This window comes from Paenibacillus sp. SEL3 (assembly GCF_054602585.1).
Genome location: NZ_CM137725.1, coordinates 6,191,073 through 6,210,903, shown reverse-complemented (window position 1 = coordinate 6,210,903; position 19,831 = coordinate 6,191,073). Strand labels below are relative to the sequence as shown.

Sequence of the window (19,831 nt, the reverse complement as noted above, 5' to 3'; positions counted from 1 at the left end):
TTAGCTATTTTTAAAGTACTTTTTAAATTCATATAGAATTGGCTTTGCGGATAAAGTTGATCCATCTGAGTCCATTTTGAATAAAGACATGGGTGCCCAATGATTAATACTTAGATCTGGAGCCCATGGGCGTATCCCACTTACTCCATTTTCTCTACCCCACTTAATAAAATCTATAGTGAAACGAGCCTGATCTTCTTCTGTAATCTCATATCCAGGTATTGGAGTATCCCAATCAGCAAAAGGGCCGCTGGTCATTGCTTCGGAAGGATATGCAAATTCAGCCACAAAAATTGGAATATTTAATTCATTGTAAGTTTCAGTGATCATATTTTTTACATAATTCACTGGATCTGCAAAGTGACTCATTGAGGTTGGGTAAAAACTAATTCCAGCTTGATCTACTTTGTAACCGTTTTCCGCTAATGTTTTAAAGTAAGAGGTCATAAAAGTTGTATCGGCCATAGACGTTGTTATGTGCGTGGAAAATTTCGCATCTGGGTCTACTTTCTTTATTCCATTAGCTAAAGCAGACATCATTTCCCCGTTATAGTTCCAAACATTTTCTTTTAACCATGTAGTTCCAAAAGAGGGGGATATGAACATATCTTGTAGGGTTTTGTTTTTTAACAAAGGGTTTACAGCTGTTTTGAGTCCCACATTCACTCCACCAAAACCAAAGTTGGCCTCGTTACCTATATTCCAGAATTCAACCTCACACCCCGACTCTACTACTTCTTTAGCCACTAGCTCTCCGTATTGATACAACACATCTTTCATTTCTTCCAAGCTATATTCATTCCAGGGTTTATCGGGTTTGATAATTTCAGGATAGTCTTTAAAGTTAGGTGCCTGTTGGGAAAATGAATCCATATAAGTGTAAGCTACCATTATTTCTGGATTCACTTTTAGATTCAGTTCTTTTGCAATTTTACATACCTTCAGTCCAGACTCCAGAGACAGCAGTTCAGCGTGCTCCGGGTCGATTGAAACGTCTCCATCGTTATATCTCTTGGTATTAATACGAACAAACATTTCATTAGAACCTAGCTGCCTATATAATTTCTGCAGTTCATTAGGTGTTCTAACAATCTGGTTTCCATACTTGAATTTATATCCTTGATTCAATGTACCCGATACTCCTTGACCAAGAGAAAGTGCCATTCTAAAATCATTACTTCCTTGTGACTTTGATTTAGCAGGCTGAGCGTATGTTGTGGAGTCAAATCCCGTTAGTAAAAAGACGGTCATCAAAGTGAAAATTAACATTTTTTTCATTTTATTTCCCTCCTGATTTATGAAAAGATTCAATATTGAAAGGAAAAACAAAAAACACTGTATCTGACCAATACGATGAATTGAACATTAACGAGTGAATATTAAATGCTTGTCTTTTTCAAATGATTCCCCCTCCCAGTTGTTCTTGTTAATAGTTTTGCATTTTAAATCCACCTTGCTACTAGCGTATTCCAATATATTGTTAGCGCTTACAATATTATTTTTAACTCATTTGCTCAATTTTCACCATGTCAAAAAAATAGATATTGACTGTCAAAAAAATAAAAAAGCAGAGGCACATCGTTTCCTGCGATGTGCCTCTGCTGAAGCCTTATAACCAACATATACTCACTCAAGCGTGAAACATGTGACGTCTATCTTCTTTGTTGCTATCTCAAATCAGAGCGTAAGACCGCCGTCGGCCACAATTATGGACCCCGTCATATAACTCGAACCATCCGAGGCCAAGAAAGCAACCAATTCAGCCAGCTCTTCAGGCTCTGCATAACGGCCGATCCGCATGTTCGGGAATTCTTCTGGTACATAACCACTTTCTTGCAGTGATTGAGGAACAGCCGCTGTTAGGGTTGTAGCCACTCCACCAGGACAGATGGCATTTATGCGAATTCCTTTTCTCACATACTCAATTGCAGCCGCTTTTGTTAATCCTGCAACTCCATGCTTACTTGCAGTGTAGGCAGCCAAACTGTGCTCGGCACGGATTGCGGTTGTGGATGCGGTATTGATGATATGACCGTAGCCTTGTTTATCCATCACTTGCAGGGCATATTTCATTCCTAAGAATATTCCTTTCAGATTAACATCAATCACACGTGAAAATTCTTCTTCTGAGATTTCATGGAAGGGTTGAAATTTTTGCAAAATACCAGCGTTGTTAAATGCCACATCAATTTTTCCATATGTTTCAATTGCTTTCTGTATATAATTCTGAACATCCTCACTTCTGGATACATCAGCTTGAACAAAAATGGCCTCCCCGCCGTTTTCACGAACAAGCTTTAGCGTTTCTTCTCCTGTAGCAGCATTGAAGTCAACCAGCACCAGCTTAGCTCTTCTTGCTGCCATCAGCACTGCGCTTGCCCGTCCAATCCCGCTTCCTGCACCTGTGATGGTTATGACTTTACCCTCAAGTGAAGCAGCGTTTTTTCTGGAAGAAGGAGCAGCGTGGGTTTGTGGAGTTTCTTCTGCTACAATCACAATTGGAGCCAAATCATTCTTAAGTGCTTCAAGTGTAGATAGGGGAATGTTCACTTGTGGAAGGGCAACCAGCTGATCCAAAGTGAAATTAGAGGCCATCTTAAATGTTGGTTCATTTACAAACTCAGGTAAATGTTTTTGCAGTACAGCGACTGCCTCATCATTGTTTAATAGATCACCAATTTTGATATTTTCATTGTAGGTCATTGTGCTCATCCTCCAGTAATTTAATATATTTAAAAAGAAAAATGATATTGTCACTATCATTATAATAGCAATAATATCATTCTGGACATGAGGCTGCAACTCTACCCTAAGTTATGGCAACGCAGAACACTTCCATATTGAAGAGACACTTAGATCCGAAAAGCTTCGCAAATTGCTTTAGCTCAACTTTATTTTGTGAACCAAGTAAAAGTTAATCCATATGCTTCGCTATGTTTAATATGGGCCTGTTCATTGACAAGCTAGAGGTAACTTTGCTAGCATAATTGAAGCTGAATCCTGTAAGGAGGTCTTCCTCATTCAACCTAGTCAAAGACTTGAACATGAGCGCAGCAATCTGAGAATCAAGCGGCGCAGCAATATTATTAAAGCAGCCCAGATCGTTTTTACCAATAAAGGGTTTGAACAAGCCACGATGCAGGAGATTGCCCAGGAGGCGAGTTTGGGCGTAGCTACCATCTTCCGTTATTTCCCTAAAAAGGAGCAATTAATCGTGTCCGTGGCTTCCAATATTGTTCAATCCGAATTTGAAGTGTTATCGGAAATTGTCAGGGGCCCAGGCAACTGTTACGACAAGCTGGATAGAATCTTTGGTGCACTCATCTTTTTTCAGAACACAGAGCATCAACAAAACTCTAAACTTATTGAAGCATTTGAATGTTACGTTGCTATGTCAAAAGAACCTCTGGAAGATATAGAAATCTACCAGGCACAGTACAACAAACTGATTGCGCTTTTCAGTGAGCTTGCTCTACTTGGGGAGCAAGACGGCTCTGTAAGAACGGACAATATGACTGCCGATACCATCATTACCATGATGAACGTTTTTGGGAATTTTTCCAAGAAAATGGCTATGCTGAATGGCATTGCCGCATTCCATACCCAGGTAGAAGACGTAGAACAGTTCAAAATCCTGAAGAAATTGTTCCTCGACCAATTAAGGGCTTAAACATCGCCTTTGGGCTTTAGATTGGCTTTAGAATATCGCGGATTCCCAAACTATGAGGACCGATGTGAGCACACATTAAACAGGACAGTGTATTTCCACCCTTTGAGATCATTTTTATGCCACCGAGCTGCTAATCGATCTCATTTGTCTGATGGTGTATTGATCGCTCGAGGTCCTTCCCAAGGACTTCTCTGCTGCAATTCATGCAAAAAGGGCCAGCCAGTATTCATACTAGCTAACCCGATGAAGTAAAATTGAGTTTTTTCCTCACGCCTATTAAGACAGCATAGTAGTTCCGCCATCAACGCCAATGGTTTGTCCTGTAACAAATTGCGCATCGTCAGATACCAGAAACATTTGCGTTGGAAACCCCTGCATTGTTGACTAAAATGTCGACCTTACCGAACTTCGTAACTGTCTCGTCTACAATGCGAACCCAACCTTCTTCTGAAGCTACGTTGTTGCTTTAAAGCGATAGCTTCGCCCCCGCTTTCGACAATCTCGCGAACAATCCCTCGGAGCTTGTCCTCCTGCAGGTCCGCAATGACGACCTTAGCGCCTTCTTTGGCAAACAGCAACGCATCTGATTTCCCCATGCCGCCAGCCGCGCCGGTAATAATTGTACTTTGTTGGCTAACCTTATAAGCTCACCTCATTCACCCAATATTTTTTTAAAAAAAATGATAGTCAAACTATCGTTTTTTAGTATATTCGACAGCATTTTGTATTGCAAATCCGTTCCGAGAATTTTTGAAACTGATATTAACTCACTATGAATCTACCAGCCTAGAATACTGATCGCTTTATCAATCTTTGGACACCTCATTTTAGGATCATCTTGGGTAAGTGGCTGAAACGTAATTATGCTATTGGATCGTGTTAATTTCTTGACCAATTGAGCGATATAAAGAATGGTATGCTCCACAGGATTACCGATATTAACAATCTCTCCGGTAGCCTCTTTTTTTTCCATCATCAGCTGAAGCGCATGGATCGAATCATCTATATAGCAAAAGGAGCGGGTCTGGGTACCGTCTCCATAAATCGTAATATCTTTATCATGTAAAGCTTGGTTGACGAAATTAGAAATTGCCCTTCCGTCATCACACCTTAATCCACCTGAATAGGTATTAAATATCTGTGCTATTTTAACCTGTACCTTATAGCGGTGAAAATACTCGTAGCAAAATAGTTATGCTTTCAGATAAAAAACGTTCTTTAACTCCCGACTTACAGGGCTGTTATCTTCGTTCGTCTCCATTATGTCCTTCATGTATTCCCACCATTTACGGCATACCGATGTATCTGCCGACTTCGCCCAGCGTTCCTCGTCTTCGATTTCTAAATAAGCGAATAGCAGATCATTCTCTTCATCGAGAAAAATAGAATAGCTGACTACACCATGCTCTTGCAGCATTTCCCTCATTTCAGGCCATAGCTCGTCATGTCTTCTGCGGTATTCTTCATGGCAGTCCTTGAACACCTTCATTATAGAAGCTTTACGGATCATTCGTATATCCTCCCATATGGGTGCCGCCTGAACTTCATCCTCACCAGGAATTCGTAGCGGGCGGAACCGCTTCATATTTCGGTTAATTTCGTTCTACTACTTTAACGCCTCTACAACACATTTCTTTAGGAATCATACGCCTTCTCTATATTCATTCTGGTAATTAGATCATAATAATAAAAAAGGAAGTGACAGCACGGTGTCCGTTACTTTTATGCCGCAGGGCCTGAGACGCCAAGAATCAACTTCCTTTTCTACAATGTATTCTTAGAAAAAATAATAGTCATTTCCTATTAAGTAATCATTGTGTCAGAATAAGGACAAGAAATTGTACCTTTAAAGCAAATTTGTTGTTAGAATACACTACGCATCAATTTAGAACCGTGCCCTTCCCAGGAGCCTCTAACTTTCCAACTTTGGTCACAGGAACAGGCTAGATATAGTTTTAGTTTATATACCATAATGTGTATTTTCCGATAATTATAGTATAACGCTAGGCTGTCAACTGTACAATAATTTTTGCTTCGAGCACACCTTCAGCTTTATATGAATCCCATCTATAAATTATTAAAGCATCTGGTCAGTTATAATAAATTGCATTCTGCCCCCCTTTCACAAAACAAAATTTGAGGATGCCATAAAAATATGATTACGTTTAATCTCTCCAACTTAGTATGGCTAATTATAGATGGAAGTACGCAGAATTATACTTCAATAAGCAAACTTGTTCTTTACTGAAAAGAAAATCGTGTTGAGACCCTAGATTAATGAAAACATTACTTGATACGAAATAGAAATTAAATAATACCAACAATCTCAAAATTCTTCTTGTCTTTCTTAGCACTCCACATTATGAGGTAAATGTTCCTAATCAGTAATGCTAAACTCTATTTAAAAGTGTTGTGATGGCCAAAGGAAATAATAGTATCTGCAATTGTTTCAGTACTTTTTTGCCCACCTGATTCAAGCCAATGATTAATCACGCCTTAGTAAATAACTTCAACACTGTTTTCTTTAAAGAAATTCATCCACACTTCAGAGGGCATACAGTCCGTGACTAATACATCAATCTGGTATATCTCTGATAATCTAATAAATGCAGTATTGTCAAATTTGGTGTGATCTGCTAATAATATTATCTGGCTTGCTTGCCGTAACATGCATCTTTTCAAGTCAGATTCAGGTTCATTGGAATCTGTAATTCCGTTCTTCAGATCAATCCCCTTACAACTGATTATTACAGTATCAACGTGATATCTCTCAATGGTATTGCAAGCGACTGCTCCAACTAAAGAATGGGAACGATGTCGCAGAGAGCCCCCCGAGGAAATAATGTTCAAGGCTGTAGTCGAAAATTTATGTAGTAGATGGACAGAGTTCGTAATAATCGTCAAATTTCTTTTGTTACTCAATAATTTTACCAGTTCAAAAGTTGTAGAGCTTGCATCGACCATTAAGGTGTCTCCATCACTAATAAGATCAAATGCCTTCAATGCAATACTATGCTTCATATCTGTATTTAGCGAATTGCGGGTATTAAACGGCAAATCTTCACTGGTATGTCTACTAATGACTGCTCCACCATAAGTACGAGTAAGTATGCCTTCTTTCTCAAGCTTCTCCAAGTCTCGACGGATCGTCTCCTCTGTTACCCCGAATTCCCTGCTTAAGTCGGACACGAGTACTCGCTTATCTTGAAGAGCCAAATCAATAATGATGTTTCGTCTTTCACCTGGTAACATCCACTTGCTCCTTTCCCAATACAGATCTGAACATAATATAGATGGATTTTACTGTAACCTCCACACAAAGACAAGTCAGAAAAAAAAATAATCTTTACTTTTGTCTAAAAACAAACATTTTTAAACGCAAAACAACACAAACAAAATTTTAATTGTTGACTTCACAGATTATTGTACATAGTATGAAGTTGTAAAACAAAACTAAAGGAGGCTGTTTAAAATTATGGCTACTCATGTGTATTATGTTCCCTCCATTAACATCATGGGAAAAGGATGCCTCAGGAAAATTGGGGAATACATCCATGAGCTGAAACTTGAGAAGGCATTGATCGTTACTGATAAATTTTTGATGAAAAGCGGTATTGGAGGTAAGCTCAAGGCTGTATTGGACAAAGCAGGGATTAATTACGTAGTCTATGATGACGTGAAACCTAATCCTACCTGTAAAAATGTCCATGATGGAGTTGCTTTTCTAAAGGAGAACAACTGCGACTATCTGATCTCCCTTGGAGGAGGGTCACCTCAGGATACGGCCAAGGGGATAGGCATTATTGCCACAAATGGCGGCCATATCAAAGAATACGAAGGTGTGCACAAGAGCAAACATAAGTCCCTTCCGATCATCGCGGTCAACACTACTGCGGGCACATCAGCGGAGGTAACCATCAACTACGTAATCACGGATGAAGAACGCAAAGTAAAAATGGTTATGGTAGACAAAAACAGTCTTGCTACCATCTCTGTGAATGATCCAGAATTGATGGTAGACAAACCGGCTGCACTAACAGCAGCAACAGGAATGGATGCATTGACACATGCTATCGAAGCATTAGTAACTCCTAATGCATATCCGGTGACAGATGCAACTGCACTTGCTGCCGTTGAATTGATTTTTGCTAATTTGGCCCGCACTGTAAAGAACGGTCATGATCTTGAAGCACGAGAGCAGATGGTATATGCCATATTCTTGGGCGGCCTTGCTTTCAACAATGCGGGACTGGGATATGTCCATGCGATGGCTCATCAACTCGGTGGTGTGTATGATTTACCACACGGTGTATGTAATGCGATGCTGTTGCCGATCGTTGAAAAAGAGAATGCCAAGCACGTTCCTGAAAAGTTTAGAAAAATCGCGAAGGTCATCGGGCTTCAAGTTGAGGGTAAAAGTAATGAAGAATGTGCAGCATTTGTAATTGAGTCGATCGAGGCCCTTTCCAATGAAGTAGGCATCCCCTCCACGCTTTCCGAGCTTGGCGTGAAGAATGTAGATCTGGACCTGCTTGCTGAAAACTCTATGAAAGACGCTTGTGCACCCGGTAATCCATTTATTCCGACCAAACAGGAAGTTATCGATATGTTCAAGAAAATTTTGTAGTGCTTCATGAAATATCTTTCGTTCATCACACCTCAAGGTAAGGAGACTCCTAATGATTGATCATATTGCCGTTGATATTGGTGCCTCAAGCGGACGGCTCGTACTGGGAAAATTGAAGGAAGGCAAACTCATTCTGGAAGAAATCCACAGATTTCAAAACGGCTTTACGGAGCGCAGCGGCGCTTACTTTTGGGATATAGACTATTTGCTTGAACAGATTATTGTCGGCTTAAAGAAGGCCAAGCGGAGTGGGATTCGTAAATGCACATTAGGAATCGACACCTGGGCTGTAGATTACGTGCTTTTGGACGCCAATGGTAATCGTATACAGGAAGTATATTCTTATCGTGATCCTCGAACAGACCATATCATCGAGGAAATTAACAAACTAATGTCGCCTTCTGAAATCTATGCCAAAACAGGAATCCAGCAGCTATCCTTTAATACGCTGAATCAGCTTTATGCACATCAATCTGAGGAACTGGCTCAAGCTGATAAAATCCTGATGGTTCCGGATTATCTTTATTACCGATTGTCCGGCCGAAAAATGAACGAGGTAACCAATGTCTCGACGACCCAACTGCTAAATCTAAGAACACGTGAATTCGATGATGATCTATTACATTTGCTGCAACTCAAAAGAGAACAATTCGCTGAACTGGTGGAACCGAGTGAGGTGCTTGGCTTCGTCAACGAAGACTTGGTGAAAGAATATGATTTGCCAGAATGCCTGCTAATCTGTGTCGCAACTCATGATACGGCCTCTGCTGTACTTGGTGTTCCTTCTCAAAGCGAACGAACTGCAGCCTACATAAGCAGTGGAACTTGGTCATTGCTTGGAGTAGAGCTGGATCATCCGATCAACAGCCAAGCTGCCATGCAGGCAAATTATACTAATGAATGGGGCGCTTTCGGAACCTATCGTTTTTTGAAGAACATCATGGGTCTTTGGATGATTCAAGAAGTGCGGAGACAGACCAGAGACAGCTATAGCTTTGCCGAATTGGCTGAGCTTGCCACTGATGCTCAAGGCTTTCGCAGCCTGATTCCTTGCAATGACGCTAGATTCTTAAACCCTTATAATATGGCTGGTGAAATCCGCAGTTCATGTCTGGATAGCGGGCAGCCAATACCTCATTCTATAGGTGAAATAGCGCGTTGCATATTTGATAGTTTGGCTCTCTCTTACCGTTCCTATCTTATAGAACTGGAAGAAATCATAGGTAGCACGATTGAAGTCGTACAAATTGTAGGCGGCGGGGCCAACAATGTATTACTGTGCCAACTAACCGCTGACATCACAGGCAAGGAAGTGCAAGCAGGCCCAACAGAGGCTACAGCCATTGGCAATCTTGCTGTTCAACTAATTAGAGCAAGAGATATTCCAAACATTCATGAAGTTAGAAAAATCATTGCCAATTCCTTCGAAATCAAATCTTATAAACCAAGAAAAATAAACGGACTTCAGGAAGCAATTCAACGATGGGATAGAATTCATAAGATGCATAACCTAAACAATCAATAAGCCGCTGGATAAACTTAGGAGGTTAAATACATGGACCCAAGTATTATTAATAGTTATAACGAGGCCAAGAAGCTATACGAGAACCTTGGAATTAATGTTGATGAAGTATTAAAAAGATTGTCCGAAATCAAAATATCTCTGCACTGCTGGCAGGGAGATGATGTCAAAGGATTTCTGTTTAAAGATAAAGAGCTTAGTGGTGGAATCGCTGTTACTGGAAGCTATCCTGGACGGGCCAGAACCCCAGATGAATTGCGCAAAGATCTGGAAAAGGCATTATCTTTAATTCCCGGTAAGCATAAAGTCAATCTGCATGCCATCTACGCCGATACAGATGAAAAAGTAGATTTGGATGAGCTGGAACCAAGACACTTTGCTCGTTGGGTAGAATGGGCCAAAGAACAAGGGCTGGGACTTGATTTTAATCCGACTTGCTTCTCTCATCCAAAGGCAGCAGACGGATTCACATTAAGCCATGCAGATCAGAGTATCCGCAGCTTCTGGATTAAACACTGTAAAGCTTCTCGTAAAATTGCCGAATCCTTCGGACGTGAATTGGGACAAACTTGCGTAACCAACTTCTGGGTTCCAGATGGTTATAAGGATACCCCTGTTGATCGGCTCTCCCCTCGTACGCGTCTCATGGAATCGTTGGATGAAGTATTTAGTGAGGAGATTGATCCACAATACAACGTCGATGCAGTAGAGAGCAAACTGTTTGGTATTGGCTCCGAAAGCTATGTAGTAGGCTCGCATGAATTTTATATGGGTTATGCTTTGACTCGTAACAAAGCCGTGTGCCTTGATGCTGGGCATTTCCATCCGACTGAAGTCATTTCAAATAAAATCTCCTCGATCCTAATGTTCAGTGAAAAGCTGCTGCTTCATGTCAGCAGACCTGTACGTTGGGATAGCGACCATGTGGTTACCTTGGATGATGAACTGCTTGAAATTGCCCGTGAACTGGTCCGTGGAGATTTGCTTCCGCGCACCCATATTGGTCTCGATTTCTTTGATGGCAGTATCAACCATGTGGCCGCTTGGGTGATCGGTACACGCAATACGATCAAAGCCTTGCTGCGCGCAATGCTCGAGCCCGTGTCTCAGCTGAAAGATACCGAACTCGCCGGGGACTATACGACTCGGTTAGCATTAGTAGAAGAATTAAAATCTTATCCTTTCGGTGCGATCTGGGATTACTACTGTGCAGTGCAAAATACACCAGTACGTGAGCAATGGCTTACAGAAGTAAAGGAATATGAGCAAGGAATTATGTCTCAACGGTAAAAAATATAAGGTAATCAAAGGAGAGCCAAGCATGACATCAGCAGTAATGAACTCAAAAAGATACATTGGTAATATAGAAGCACCATTTATTCAGGAAATGTCAGAGGTTACACATCTTATGTGGTCTCTTGGTTGGGATGAATTAAACGGGGGGAATATCAGCTATTTGCTGGATGAAGCTGAGGTCAAGAAATATATCAATATTCATGAATCCCTCCGCACCATCGACTTAACCTTTCCAGTAACCGAACTGGCTGGTAAGTATTTCATCGTCACCGGGTCCGGCAAGTACTTCAGAAATGTAATTAAGGACCCGGAAGCTAATCTAGGGGTGCTGCGTGTCAATGAGCATGGTAAAAGTGTCGAAATTCTCTGGGGTCTGAGAGAAGGAGCAGTTCCAACAAGTGAGCTGGCCTCCCATTTCATGAGTCATATCGAGCGCTTAAAAGTGGATCCGACGCACCGTATCGTATTGCACACGCACGCAACCAATGTAATCGCCATGACCTTCACACATGATCTGGACGAGTTGAAATTAACCAAAACATTATGGGAGATGTGCACGGAATGTCTCGTTGTCTTCCCGGATGGCATAGGAGTAGTCCCTTGGATGGTACCTGGCAGCAGCGAGATCGGTCGCGCAACTGCTGATAAAATGAAAGAATTTCGTGTAGTCATCTGGCCACAGCATGGAATATTTGTCACAGGCCCAATGATGGATGCTACGTTCGGATTAGTAGAGACCATTGAAAAAGCAGCTACGATCTATAACCTGATTGGCGTAAGAGAAGTGAAGCAGAGCATCACGGATCAAAAGTTAGCCGATCTAGCAGCAGCCTTCCGTGTAAGTCCAAAAGAAGGAGTCCTCGAACTCTAAGCTAAAAGCAAAAATGAGATTCTAAGCACCAGTTTAGTTGAAAGTAATGAGCAGAACCGTTTTCATTTGTCTCTGCTCATTTTTTTGTGCAGTTTTATTGTACGATGGTAAATTCCCCCGCTCTTTGTCCTGTCCTTCCTAGGTATAATCAATTTCCTAATTTACTTTTCTTGGTATTAATCCTTATATCAAAAGCCCAGTCACATCCTGATACCACTTACTAACCAACAATCCATTATCATTTAGTTCATGCACTTTCTTCACTGTCACATCTAACTCCATACCAAGTATATACTGCAACACTTCAGCAACATACTTAGGTTGGCTAAGATTAATAGAATATTGTTTACCCTCTTTCATCACCCGTAATCTCTCATTCAAAGGGCCACCAGCAGCAATTGTATCTTTAGTAGAAACTGAATTATAAATTTTATATCTCTATTCTCAAAAATAATAGTTGACATGGATCTACAGTAAACCGCTCTATAATTCCACAAATACGTATTTCCACTAACTACTATTCTTCTCATAGCACTCTAATCCCCATTCCTACAAGGATGGCAGAATCATTGCCAATTCTGCTTCTTAAATTAAGTCACTTCTTCATACTTAAAGTCATTCCCATGTATATTACTTGCTTATAATCAGAATTTCTGTCTGGAAAACACTCTTACCTGACAAAAAGAAAATATTTCAAAAATACTTGTTCAATTTTTTCATTGCTGCACTAGCGATTACTTCTTCCTCACTCCAACCTGCACAATAACTTACAAAATAAGGGGATAGCATGAAATGAGTTGTATCGATCTCCTAAAGGCGTGTTCCTCTTGAATGATTTGAAATATTTCCTGAGATATGCTCTGTAAAGAGTTTGTTTGCCTGGCCTATACGCAAACCTATTTGAGCCATAAACGAATCGAAAATAGCGTCCAAAAAGCCATGAACATGTTCGCTGTTTTTTATAGCGAATGGCTAGGCGTAGATAGCATTTGAACTGGTTGAAAAAGCATTCGATTAAGTGTCGTGTTTGCACGTTTCAGAATCAATCGGGCGATTTACCCGCCGATTGCGTTTACTTTGGATCACCATAGTGTTCGCTCGCCTATGTAAAAGCTCTTGTATGGCGTTGGTATCGTAGGCGCGATCCGGTGACGGAGTCGTGGTCTTTGCCCTGGCGTCAATTCAAAACACAGTGGATAGCCCAGCGCCATCAAGGCATGAATTTTGGTGGTTAATCCTCCGTCCGAGCGTCCAATGGCTAGCCGGTCCTGCCTCCTTTTACACCCGCTCCATGTTGATAAACGCATCCGATGGTAGGATCACCGTGATCCTGTTTGAGCGATCCAAAGGCACCGTATAAGCATTTTGTCGTCGATCCTTGTCGAAGTTTTTTCGGGCCGCAGGAGTTCAAGGATATTCCATTCTTCATCCTTTAACTCGTATCTTCGTCTTATGTCCCCTATTTCACTTGATTTCAACGCATTATACAGTTTGCGTACAGGTCCTATAAAGGGACCAGAATATTGACGAAAAAAATAATGAACCAAAATTTGTTCGTAAACCATAGCTTGAGTGTCGTTTGATATGGTAATGTTTTCACTAACTTCGCCTATTCCCTTAAATTGTTGCTTGCTGTATTTCTCCTTCGTGGAGCGGAGAGATATAAAAATACCAATAGAAGGCGACCGTACCGAATATGGAAGCAATAATTATCCACTGCTGAATTCTGTCGCCCAATAACCTTTTAATTATGGAGCATAGCCACTTGCTCCTGAAATTAATTTTTTTGCTGATGTCTAAATTGTGCCTTGTTTCTTAAAAGATTATGTTGAGTAGTCACACGGATATCCTAAAGTCTGTATGGCTACCTGACTACAAATAATTCCTCAAGCTTGCTGAAAGCGTCGAGACTTCCAGCAAGCTTGAGGAATTATTATGAGCAAGCAGTACGACACTATGATTCAATCGCTTAAAAACTTCACTTTAAACTCACTTCCTTGGCCCGGTTCACTGTAAACATTGATTTGTCCATTGCATAAGCAAACAATACGATTAACCAACGCAAGTCCTAGACCATTTCCTTCTTTCGCTCTGGTGTGGTCACCCTGATAGAATTTATCGAAAATATGCTTTTTCACTTCCGGGGTCATACCCATACCACTATCCTTGATGGACACAGCGACCTCTGTCTCCAGCTTTGTGATCGTTATCTCAATGCTGCCATTTGCCGGAGTAAACTTAATGGCATTCGATAACAGATTGCTCCACACCTGAGTCAATAAGCTTTCGTTTTGATAAATAGATGTTTTAGGCAGGTTCAGCTTTAATTCAATTTCCTTTTCTGACCACGCTTGTTCATATTGAAGCAAAACATAGCGGATCTGCTCATCCAGGCGATACAGCTTTCTATCCGTAACTCTATCCTGATTCTCCAGCTTAGACAGCCTCAAAATATTGGACGACAATGTGCTAAGCTGCTTTGCACTATCGAGTATCATCTGGATATACTGCTCACGTTCCTCAACTGCCAGTCCTTCGTCCTGCAATAAGGTGGCATACCCTTCAATTGAAGTTAAGGGTGTTTTGAATTCGTGTGAGATATTAGTAACAAAGTCATTTCTCATCATTTCAATGCTTTTTAATTCACTAGCCATTTGATTAAAGTTTCGGAAAATTTCTTGAATTTCTCTAATACGCGTGTTTACATTGACCTCCACGTGAAAGTTGCCGCTTGCAATTTCCTTGGAAGCATGATTTAGCTTCATCATAGGGATCAGAATTTCCTTACCTACTTGATAGGTTATAGCCGTTCCAATAATTAAACTAAGAAGTAGTGCTAAAATAAGCGAAAATGAAAAATTAAATTCCAGGTAATAAAATAAATCCCGGTTAAGTACAGTGAATACAATGAGATAGGCAATAATTCCAGTGAACACTAAAATACCAAACACAATAAATACCAGTCGATTCCATAAGCCGATTTGATTATTTTTTTTGACTTTCTTCATTTTTCACCACCTTGTAGCCTAATCCATGTACGGTCACAATTTTAAAATCCTGGTTATCCTTTAGCTTGTCTCTAATCCGGTTAATATGTACATCCACCGTTCGTTCATCTGACATGTTATCCAGCCCCCAGATTTCGTCCATTAGATTTTGCCGAGTAAACGTTTTATTAGGATAGGACATCAGCTTAAAAAGTACATAAAACTCCTTTTGAGACATTTGAAGCTCTTTTCCATTATAAACGACTGTCAAGTTGTCGTATAACAAGTTGGTATTGCCGAAATGAATTTTCTTCTCTGTTGCAATCCTAGAGCGCCTTAAAAGAGCATGAATCCGTAAAAGCATTTCATTAATATCAATAGGCTTGACCATATAGTCATCAATGCCACTCAAAAACCCCTGTTTCTTATCTTCAAAGGTATCTTTGGCCGTGATCATAAAAATGGGGATAGCCGGATTAAACTCTCGCACCTGCTTGGTAAACTCATAGCCATCCATATTTGGCATCATAATATCAGATATAATCAAGTCAATATGCTCGTGTTCCATGAGTTCAAGCGCTTGTTCACCGTCTGGCGCAACTATAGGATTGTAATTATTCTTCTTTAAAATAGTGCTAAATAAATGTTGCAGCTTCGTATCATCTTCAACGATCAAAATGTTAAGCATAAAGATTCCTTTCTTTTCTTAGACATGATTACACCTTAAGTTATTCCTAATTATAACGTAAAATATAAACTTTTTATGAATTACAGTTGTGTAGTACATAGCTCAACATATAGTACACTCACACCCTACAAAACGAGTTAATAAAAAGTTCATAACTTATCTGTATATTGTCTGGTATACGCAGCAACCAAAATATAAAATGGGGGTCATAAATGTATGTTGAAGCAAGCAAAATCATTCCTACAGCGAATTAAAACAAGAACCAAGATCATACTCTCTATAGTTGTCGTTATCGCTATTATAGGTGGAGTTATTTTAGGCAACCTGTCCATCTATGTGGAAAATAAAAATTACGTACCCGCACCTAATTCGGAGAAATTTCGGACGGCACTTTCGGTGAGTCCTTTTTCAGGCAGCGCTTTTGATAATGCATATACTTATTCTGCAGATAAGTTGACAGCTAAGAACCGTGAGGAACTGGAACAAATGTATATTACGGCAGGGGCAACGGAAATGTATGCAAGAATCGCCACAAAACGCTATCCCACCAAGGACAATCTTGTGAATGGCGAGGAGGACTCCAATGCAAATTACCATACGTTGCAACAAGGACTGGAGCTGGCCAAGATGGCAGCAAAATTGAACATTCCACTGAATCCTGAAATCATGGGTGCCTATACCTATATGGACATGGATCGGCAGCAAGCTCCGAACTTTGAAGAATATCCAGAGATTTATGCTTTGCAAAATGGGAAACCCTGGGAAGAACTTACTTTGGATGAAATGAATGTTGTTTTGAAAGCCTACGGAAAATTTGTAGCGGCAGAAATTCTGAAAACAGGAGCCACTGTCGAGAATTGGAACATTGGCAACGAGGCCAATTTTGGCTTTGCAGGCGTTAACCTCGGATTGAAGACAGCTGTGAATCCAAAACTGGAAAGCTTCCCGATGTCAATGAGATATATGCTTCCTATTTTCGGGACGAGCTGGCTTAAAAACAACGTATGGAAGTACAACGCATTACAGATGGCAGCGGTAGCTGACGGGATCAAGAGCGCATATGCTGAGTTAGGCATAAACCCCAGCAACGTCAAATTTTCCACGCATATTGCAACTGTCGTGTCTACGGTGCATAATGCAGTCACGTGTTTCAATACGCTGAAGGAAAATGGATTCCCATTAAGTGTTGCTGGAATCAGCTTCTATCCCAGCGCACCGGGGATATATATCGACAAGATGGTCATGTATAAAAAAATAGTTACTGCTATTAACAAGCAGGTTGGCGTCCCCGTGTTTATCGCCGAGTTCTCCTATCCTTCAGGGAAAGTGGAAGGTCCATTTGCAGGATGGTCAAAAACAGTCAAGGGCTATCCTCATACAGAAGAAGGACAAGCAGCTATTTACCATGATGTTATCGAATGGGGTAAGACACATGGCCTGGCAGGCATACGGTACTGGGCTCCTGACTTCATAGGTTGGGGAAGCATGTCCATGTTTGACTACACCGATAAAGGGGCCACAGCAAAAAAGATTTTACTAGATTCCCTTCAAAGCAATACAGCAGAGGAGAAGTAATATAACAGGAGGGCGTGCTACCAAAGCACGCCCTCCATTTTAGCTGAAAGATTAATGATATATTTAAATTGATTGCCCAGTAACAAACTCAAAATGATAGCTACCTGAGCCAACCAAAACAGGTTTCTCCGAATGGATTAACCAAATTTCAGCTTCTGTGTTTACTGGAACTTCAATATCTAGGGAGAAGATATTTTTTTCAAACCTCCATTTGGACCTGATGATACCATATACCGAGGTGAATGAGGCATCTACCCAAGTAATCCCATGAATCGGTTCTGGCTTTATCATGAAGCGCTTATAGGCCGGCTCAATCAAACGAATTCCTGCTAGTTTTTGATACATCCAGTCTCCAATGGCTCCATAGGCGTAGTGATTAAATGAGTTCATGCCGGATTCGTCAAAATTCCTATCTGGGTTAATGGAATTCCATCGTTCCCACATCGTAGTAGCGCCCATGTTAACTGTATAAAGCCATGAAGGGTAATCTTCCTTCAGAAAGACCTCACCTGCTAATTGATGGTATCCATTTTCAGTAAGTGTCTGGCATAAATATGGTGTTCCCAAAAAACCTGTAACCAAATGATTATCATGACGATTCAGATTTTCTACCAACGCTTTTAAAATTCTTGGTCGGTCTTTTTCTTCTGCAAGGTCAAAGTTTAGCGTCAAAATACAACCTGTTTGCGTTTCACTGACCAGACGACCCTTCTTCGTAATATACTCATCCCTAAAGTCTGCAATAATCCGCTGATACAATTGTCGATACTTTGTGGCATCTTCCTCCTTGTTCAGGACTTTAGCAGTCTCCATTAGAAGCGAGGTCGAATATGCATAAAACGCAGAAGCAATAAAATATACGTCTGTTGCACCTACTCGGTCACTACCCTCCTCTTTATCCAGTGCTACCCAATCACCAAAATGGAACCCTTGCTGCCATAATTCAGGGCCTTGCGCCTTGCTATGGATGTACTCTACCCAATTCTTCATACTTTCATATTGGTGCTCCAGGATACGCTTATCCCCATAGACCAGGTACATCGTCCATGGAATAATCGTCGCCGCATCTCCCCAACCCGTAGCTGCATCTGCCTCACCCAGGATATTCGGTACAACGTAAGGCACTCCGCTTTTGCGAGTTTGTTCCACCGCCAGGTCCTTCAGCCACTTCGTAAAGAAAAGTGCTGTGTTAAAGTTAAATGCGGCTGTTCTAGCAAACACCTGGGCATCACCTGTCCAGCCCAAACGTTCATCACGCTGTGGGCAATCGGTAGGAATATCCAGAAAATTGCTTCTTTGTCCCCACTCGATATTTTGTTGAAGACGATTAACTTTGGTATTTGAGCAGGTAAATGTTCCTGTCTCCTCCATATCCGTGTGTAAAGCACATGCGGTAAAGTCTTTCATACCCCACGCATCGATTAGCCCCTCAATTGCTATATATCTAAAGCCGTGAAAAGTAAATTTAGGTGTGAATACGTCTTCCTCACCACTGCAAATAAACACATCTTCTGGCTTGGCAGCCCGTAAGTTCTCAGTATAGAAATTACCTTCTTTATCAAGCACTTCAGCATGCTTGATGGTTATTCTAGTACCTTTGGGCTGCTTCAATACGCAGCTAATAAAGCCTGTTAGATTTTGACCAAAATCTAAAACGGTTTCGCCTTTTGGGGTCACTATTTTTTCTATCGCTTTAAACCTCTTGGTAATTTTAACTTGCTCGTTTTCCTGTGCGATAAGCACCGTTTTGGGATAGCTATACGTCTCAACCTTACCCAATTCCGTTTCGCTGATCGTTTTGTCGATATGCTCACCTAGGTACATTTCGCTTGTTACGGTCTGCCCCGTAAAGCAAGACCAACTACTGTCGGTTCCAAACTCGTCTATTCCCCCATCCGCATATTCCACTCTCACATAAGCAATGGATGCGACTCTATCTCCATAGTTGTTGGGGGAGGATTCCAATCCAAATATTCCTTTGTACCAGCCGTTTGCAACCGTTATATCCAGCTTGTAATCTTTGCTCGTCTCTTTGAGCATTTCAGTGACATCATAGGTCTGATATTGAATCCGATGGTGATAACACGTCCAGCCTGGAGCGAAATAGCTGTCGCCCACTTTGTTATCATTTAGGGATAGCTCATACACTCCAAGAGCAGAAGCATAGATACGTGCTTTCGCAACTTCACTCTTCAATTTGAATGTCTTTCTGAAAATAGGAATCTCATCTCTTCCTTTACTGTTCACCGTAATCCAATCCGCTTTCATATTTCGATAATCCATTAACCCTGTTTCAAAACTGCTTAAGCTTGATGCCTTCTCACCATAATTATTTGATACCTCAAGCGATACCTGGTAGCTTTTTAGTGGTTCCAGACAACTACCGTCATATTCGATTAAATGAGACACGTCTGACTGGCAGATACCTGAATCCCAGACTAATCGCGCTTGATCTCGAACCCTAATTCTATATTCTTGCTGCTTCACTTCTTGCTTTGACGAGGTCATCGTCCAGCTAAAACGTGGTTTATCAATATCCAACCCGATAGGAACTTTGCGGTACTCTACCTTAAATTCAGTAATTCTAAACATTTG

General features: G+C 40.9%; 17 protein-coding genes. 6 read left to right on the top strand and 11 right to left on the bottom strand.

Annotation, left to right across the window (positions count from 1 at the left end; genetic code table 11):
- Positions 1–1,278: a glycosyl hydrolase 53 family protein gene (locus ACYCS5_RS27965; protein ID WP_459760491.1), complete on the bottom strand. Its 1,278-nt coding sequence runs from the start codon at positions 1,276–1,278 to the stop codon at positions 1–3.
- Positions 1,279–1,677: 399 nt separating this feature from the next.
- Entirely contained in the window at positions 1,678–2,415 is a 738-nt protein-coding gene (locus ACYCS5_RS27960) for an SDR family NAD(P)-dependent oxidoreductase (RefSeq protein WP_459761352.1), read from the bottom strand.
- A gap of 721 nt (positions 2,416–3,136) precedes the next feature.
- On the opposite strand from ACYCS5_RS27960, the gene ACYCS5_RS27955 reads away from it, so the two are divergent.
- Positions 3,137–3,670 (top strand): TetR/AcrR family transcriptional regulator, encoded by a 534-nt coding sequence (locus ACYCS5_RS27955; protein WP_459760490.1) that lies wholly within the window; start codon positions 3,137–3,139, stop codon positions 3,668–3,670.
- A gap of 340 nt (positions 3,671–4,010) precedes the next feature.
- On the opposite strand, the gene ACYCS5_RS27950 is transcribed toward ACYCS5_RS27955, so the two are convergent.
- From ACYCS5_RS27950 to ACYCS5_RS27930, 5 genes are all read right to left on the bottom strand, one after another.
- The gene (locus ACYCS5_RS27950) at positions 4,011–4,100 is read right to left on the bottom strand and encodes a hypothetical protein (protein ID WP_459761351.1); all 90 of its coding nucleotides are present in this window, start codon (positions 4,098–4,100) and stop codon (positions 4,011–4,013) included.
- Complete coding sequence (locus ACYCS5_RS27945) at positions 4,069–4,266, bottom strand: hypothetical protein (RefSeq protein ID WP_459760489.1); 198 nt, start codon at positions 4,264–4,266, stop codon at positions 4,069–4,071. The genes ACYCS5_RS27950 and ACYCS5_RS27945 overlap by 32 nt, the downstream gene beginning before the upstream one ends.
- Before the next feature lie 182 nt (positions 4,267–4,448).
- On the bottom strand, positions 4,449–4,808 hold the full coding sequence (locus ACYCS5_RS27940) for an NAD-dependent epimerase/dehydratase family protein (protein WP_459761350.1): 360 nt from the start codon (positions 4,806–4,808) through the stop codon (positions 4,449–4,451).
- A 54-nt stretch (positions 4,809–4,862) separates the two neighbouring features.
- Entirely contained in the window at positions 4,863–5,180 is a 318-nt protein-coding gene (rhaM, locus tag ACYCS5_RS27935) for an L-rhamnose mutarotase (protein WP_459761349.1), read from the bottom strand.
- A gap of 986 nt (positions 5,181–6,166) precedes the next feature.
- Complete coding sequence (locus ACYCS5_RS27930) at positions 6,167–6,922, bottom strand: DeoR/GlpR family DNA-binding transcription regulator (protein ID WP_459760488.1); 756 nt, start codon at positions 6,920–6,922, stop codon at positions 6,167–6,169.
- Positions 6,923–7,145: 223 nt separating this feature from the next.
- Between ACYCS5_RS27930 and ACYCS5_RS27925 the strand changes: the two genes are divergently transcribed.
- Genes ACYCS5_RS27925 through rhaD form a run of 4 tightly spaced genes read left to right on the top strand, consistent with a single transcriptional unit; the run spans position 7,146 to position 11,986 of the window.
- Positions 7,146–8,297: an iron-containing alcohol dehydrogenase gene (locus ACYCS5_RS27925; RefSeq protein ID WP_459760487.1), complete on the top strand. Its 1,152-nt coding sequence runs from the start codon at positions 7,146–7,148 to the stop codon at positions 8,295–8,297.
- A 52-nt stretch (positions 8,298–8,349) separates the two neighbouring features.
- Positions 8,350–9,822 carry a rhamnulokinase gene (rhaB, locus tag ACYCS5_RS27920; RefSeq protein ID WP_459760486.1) on the top strand — a complete coding sequence of 491 codons (1,473 nt, stop codon included), beginning with the start codon at positions 8,350–8,352 and terminating at the stop codon, positions 9,820–9,822.
- A gap of 30 nt (positions 9,823–9,852) precedes the next feature.
- Positions 9,853–11,109: an L-rhamnose isomerase gene (gene rhaA / locus ACYCS5_RS27915; RefSeq protein WP_459760485.1), complete on the top strand. Its 1,257-nt coding sequence runs from the start codon at positions 9,853–9,855 to the stop codon at positions 11,107–11,109.
- 31 nt (positions 11,110–11,140) lie between these two features.
- Positions 11,141–11,986, top strand: a complete 846-nt coding sequence (rhaD, locus tag ACYCS5_RS27910) for a rhamnulose-1-phosphate aldolase (protein WP_459760484.1) — start codon at positions 11,141–11,143, stop codon at positions 11,984–11,986.
- 183 nt (positions 11,987–12,169) lie between these two features.
- Here rhaD and ACYCS5_RS27905 read toward each other — a convergent pair whose 3' ends face one another.
- From ACYCS5_RS27905 to ACYCS5_RS27895, 3 genes are all read right to left on the bottom strand, one after another.
- Complete coding sequence (locus ACYCS5_RS27905; protein WP_459760483.1) at positions 12,170–12,346, bottom strand: hypothetical protein; 177 nt, start codon at positions 12,344–12,346, stop codon at positions 12,170–12,172.
- Positions 12,347–13,947: 1,601 nt separating this feature from the next.
- On the bottom strand, positions 13,948–14,994 hold the full coding sequence (locus ACYCS5_RS27900; RefSeq protein ID WP_459760482.1) for a HAMP domain-containing sensor histidine kinase: 1,047 nt from the start codon (positions 14,992–14,994) through the stop codon (positions 13,948–13,950).
- Positions 14,972–15,661, bottom strand: coding sequence for a response regulator transcription factor (locus ACYCS5_RS27895; RefSeq protein ID WP_459760481.1), 690 nt, complete (start codon positions 15,659–15,661; stop codon positions 14,972–14,974). The genes ACYCS5_RS27900 and ACYCS5_RS27895 overlap by 23 nt, the downstream gene beginning before the upstream one ends.
- Positions 15,662–15,877: 216 nt before the next feature.
- On the opposite strand from ACYCS5_RS27895, the gene ACYCS5_RS27890 reads away from it, so the two are divergent.
- A complete protein-coding gene (locus ACYCS5_RS27890; protein ID WP_459760480.1) occupies positions 15,878–17,236 on the top strand; it encodes a glycosyl hydrolase 53 family protein in 1,359 nt (452 codons plus the stop codon).
- A gap of 63 nt (positions 17,237–17,299) precedes the next feature.
- Here ACYCS5_RS27890 and ACYCS5_RS27885 read toward each other — a convergent pair whose 3' ends face one another.
- On the bottom strand, positions 17,300–19,828 hold the full coding sequence (locus ACYCS5_RS27885; protein ID WP_459760479.1) for a family 78 glycoside hydrolase catalytic domain: 2,529 nt from the start codon (positions 19,826–19,828) through the stop codon (positions 17,300–17,302).
- Positions 19,829–19,831: the final 3 nt, after the last annotated feature.

Bases quoted from the DNA above. Each gene is read 5' to 3' on its own strand.
- ACYCS5_RS27965 (WP_459760491.1), bottom strand. From the start codon at position 1,278: ATGAAAAAAATGTTAATTTTCACTTTGATGACCGTCTTTTTACTAACG.
- rhaA (WP_459760485.1), top strand. From the start codon at position 9,853: ATGGACCCAAGTATTATTAATAGTTATAACGAGGCCAAGAAGCTATAC.
- ACYCS5_RS27945 (WP_459760489.1), bottom strand. From the start codon at position 4,266: ATGGGGAAATCAGATGCGTTGCTGTTTGCCAAAGAAGGCGCTAAGGTC.
- ACYCS5_RS27905 (WP_459760483.1), bottom strand. From the start codon at position 12,346: ATGAAAGAGGGTAAACAATATTCTATTAATCTTAGCCAACCTAAGTAT.
- rhaD (WP_459760484.1), top strand. From the start codon at position 11,141: ATGACATCAGCAGTAATGAACTCAAAAAGATACATTGGTAATATAGAA.
- ACYCS5_RS27955 (WP_459760490.1), top strand. From the start codon at position 3,137: ATGCAGGAGATTGCCCAGGAGGCGAGTTTGGGCGTAGCTACCATCTTC.
- ACYCS5_RS27930 (WP_459760488.1), bottom strand. From the start codon at position 6,922: ATGTTACCAGGTGAAAGACGAAACATCATTATTGATTTGGCTCTTCAA.
- ACYCS5_RS27900 (WP_459760482.1), bottom strand. From the start codon at position 14,994: ATGAAGAAAGTCAAAAAAAATAATCAAATCGGCTTATGGAATCGACTG.
- rhaB (WP_459760486.1), top strand. From the start codon at position 8,350: ATGATTGATCATATTGCCGTTGATATTGGTGCCTCAAGCGGACGGCTC.
- ACYCS5_RS27890 (WP_459760480.1), top strand. From the start codon at position 15,878: ATGTTGAAGCAAGCAAAATCATTCCTACAGCGAATTAAAACAAGAACC.
- ACYCS5_RS27895 (WP_459760481.1), bottom strand. From the start codon at position 15,661: ATGCTTAACATTTTGATCGTTGAAGATGATACGAAGCTGCAACATTTA.
- ACYCS5_RS27925 (WP_459760487.1), top strand. From the start codon at position 7,146: ATGGCTACTCATGTGTATTATGTTCCCTCCATTAACATCATGGGAAAA.
- ACYCS5_RS27885 (WP_459760479.1), bottom strand. From the start codon at position 19,828: ATGTTTAGAATTACTGAATTTAAGGTAGAGTACCGCAAAGTTCCTATC.
- rhaM (WP_459761349.1), bottom strand. From the start codon at position 5,180: ATGATCCGTAAAGCTTCTATAATGAAGGTGTTCAAGGACTGCCATGAA.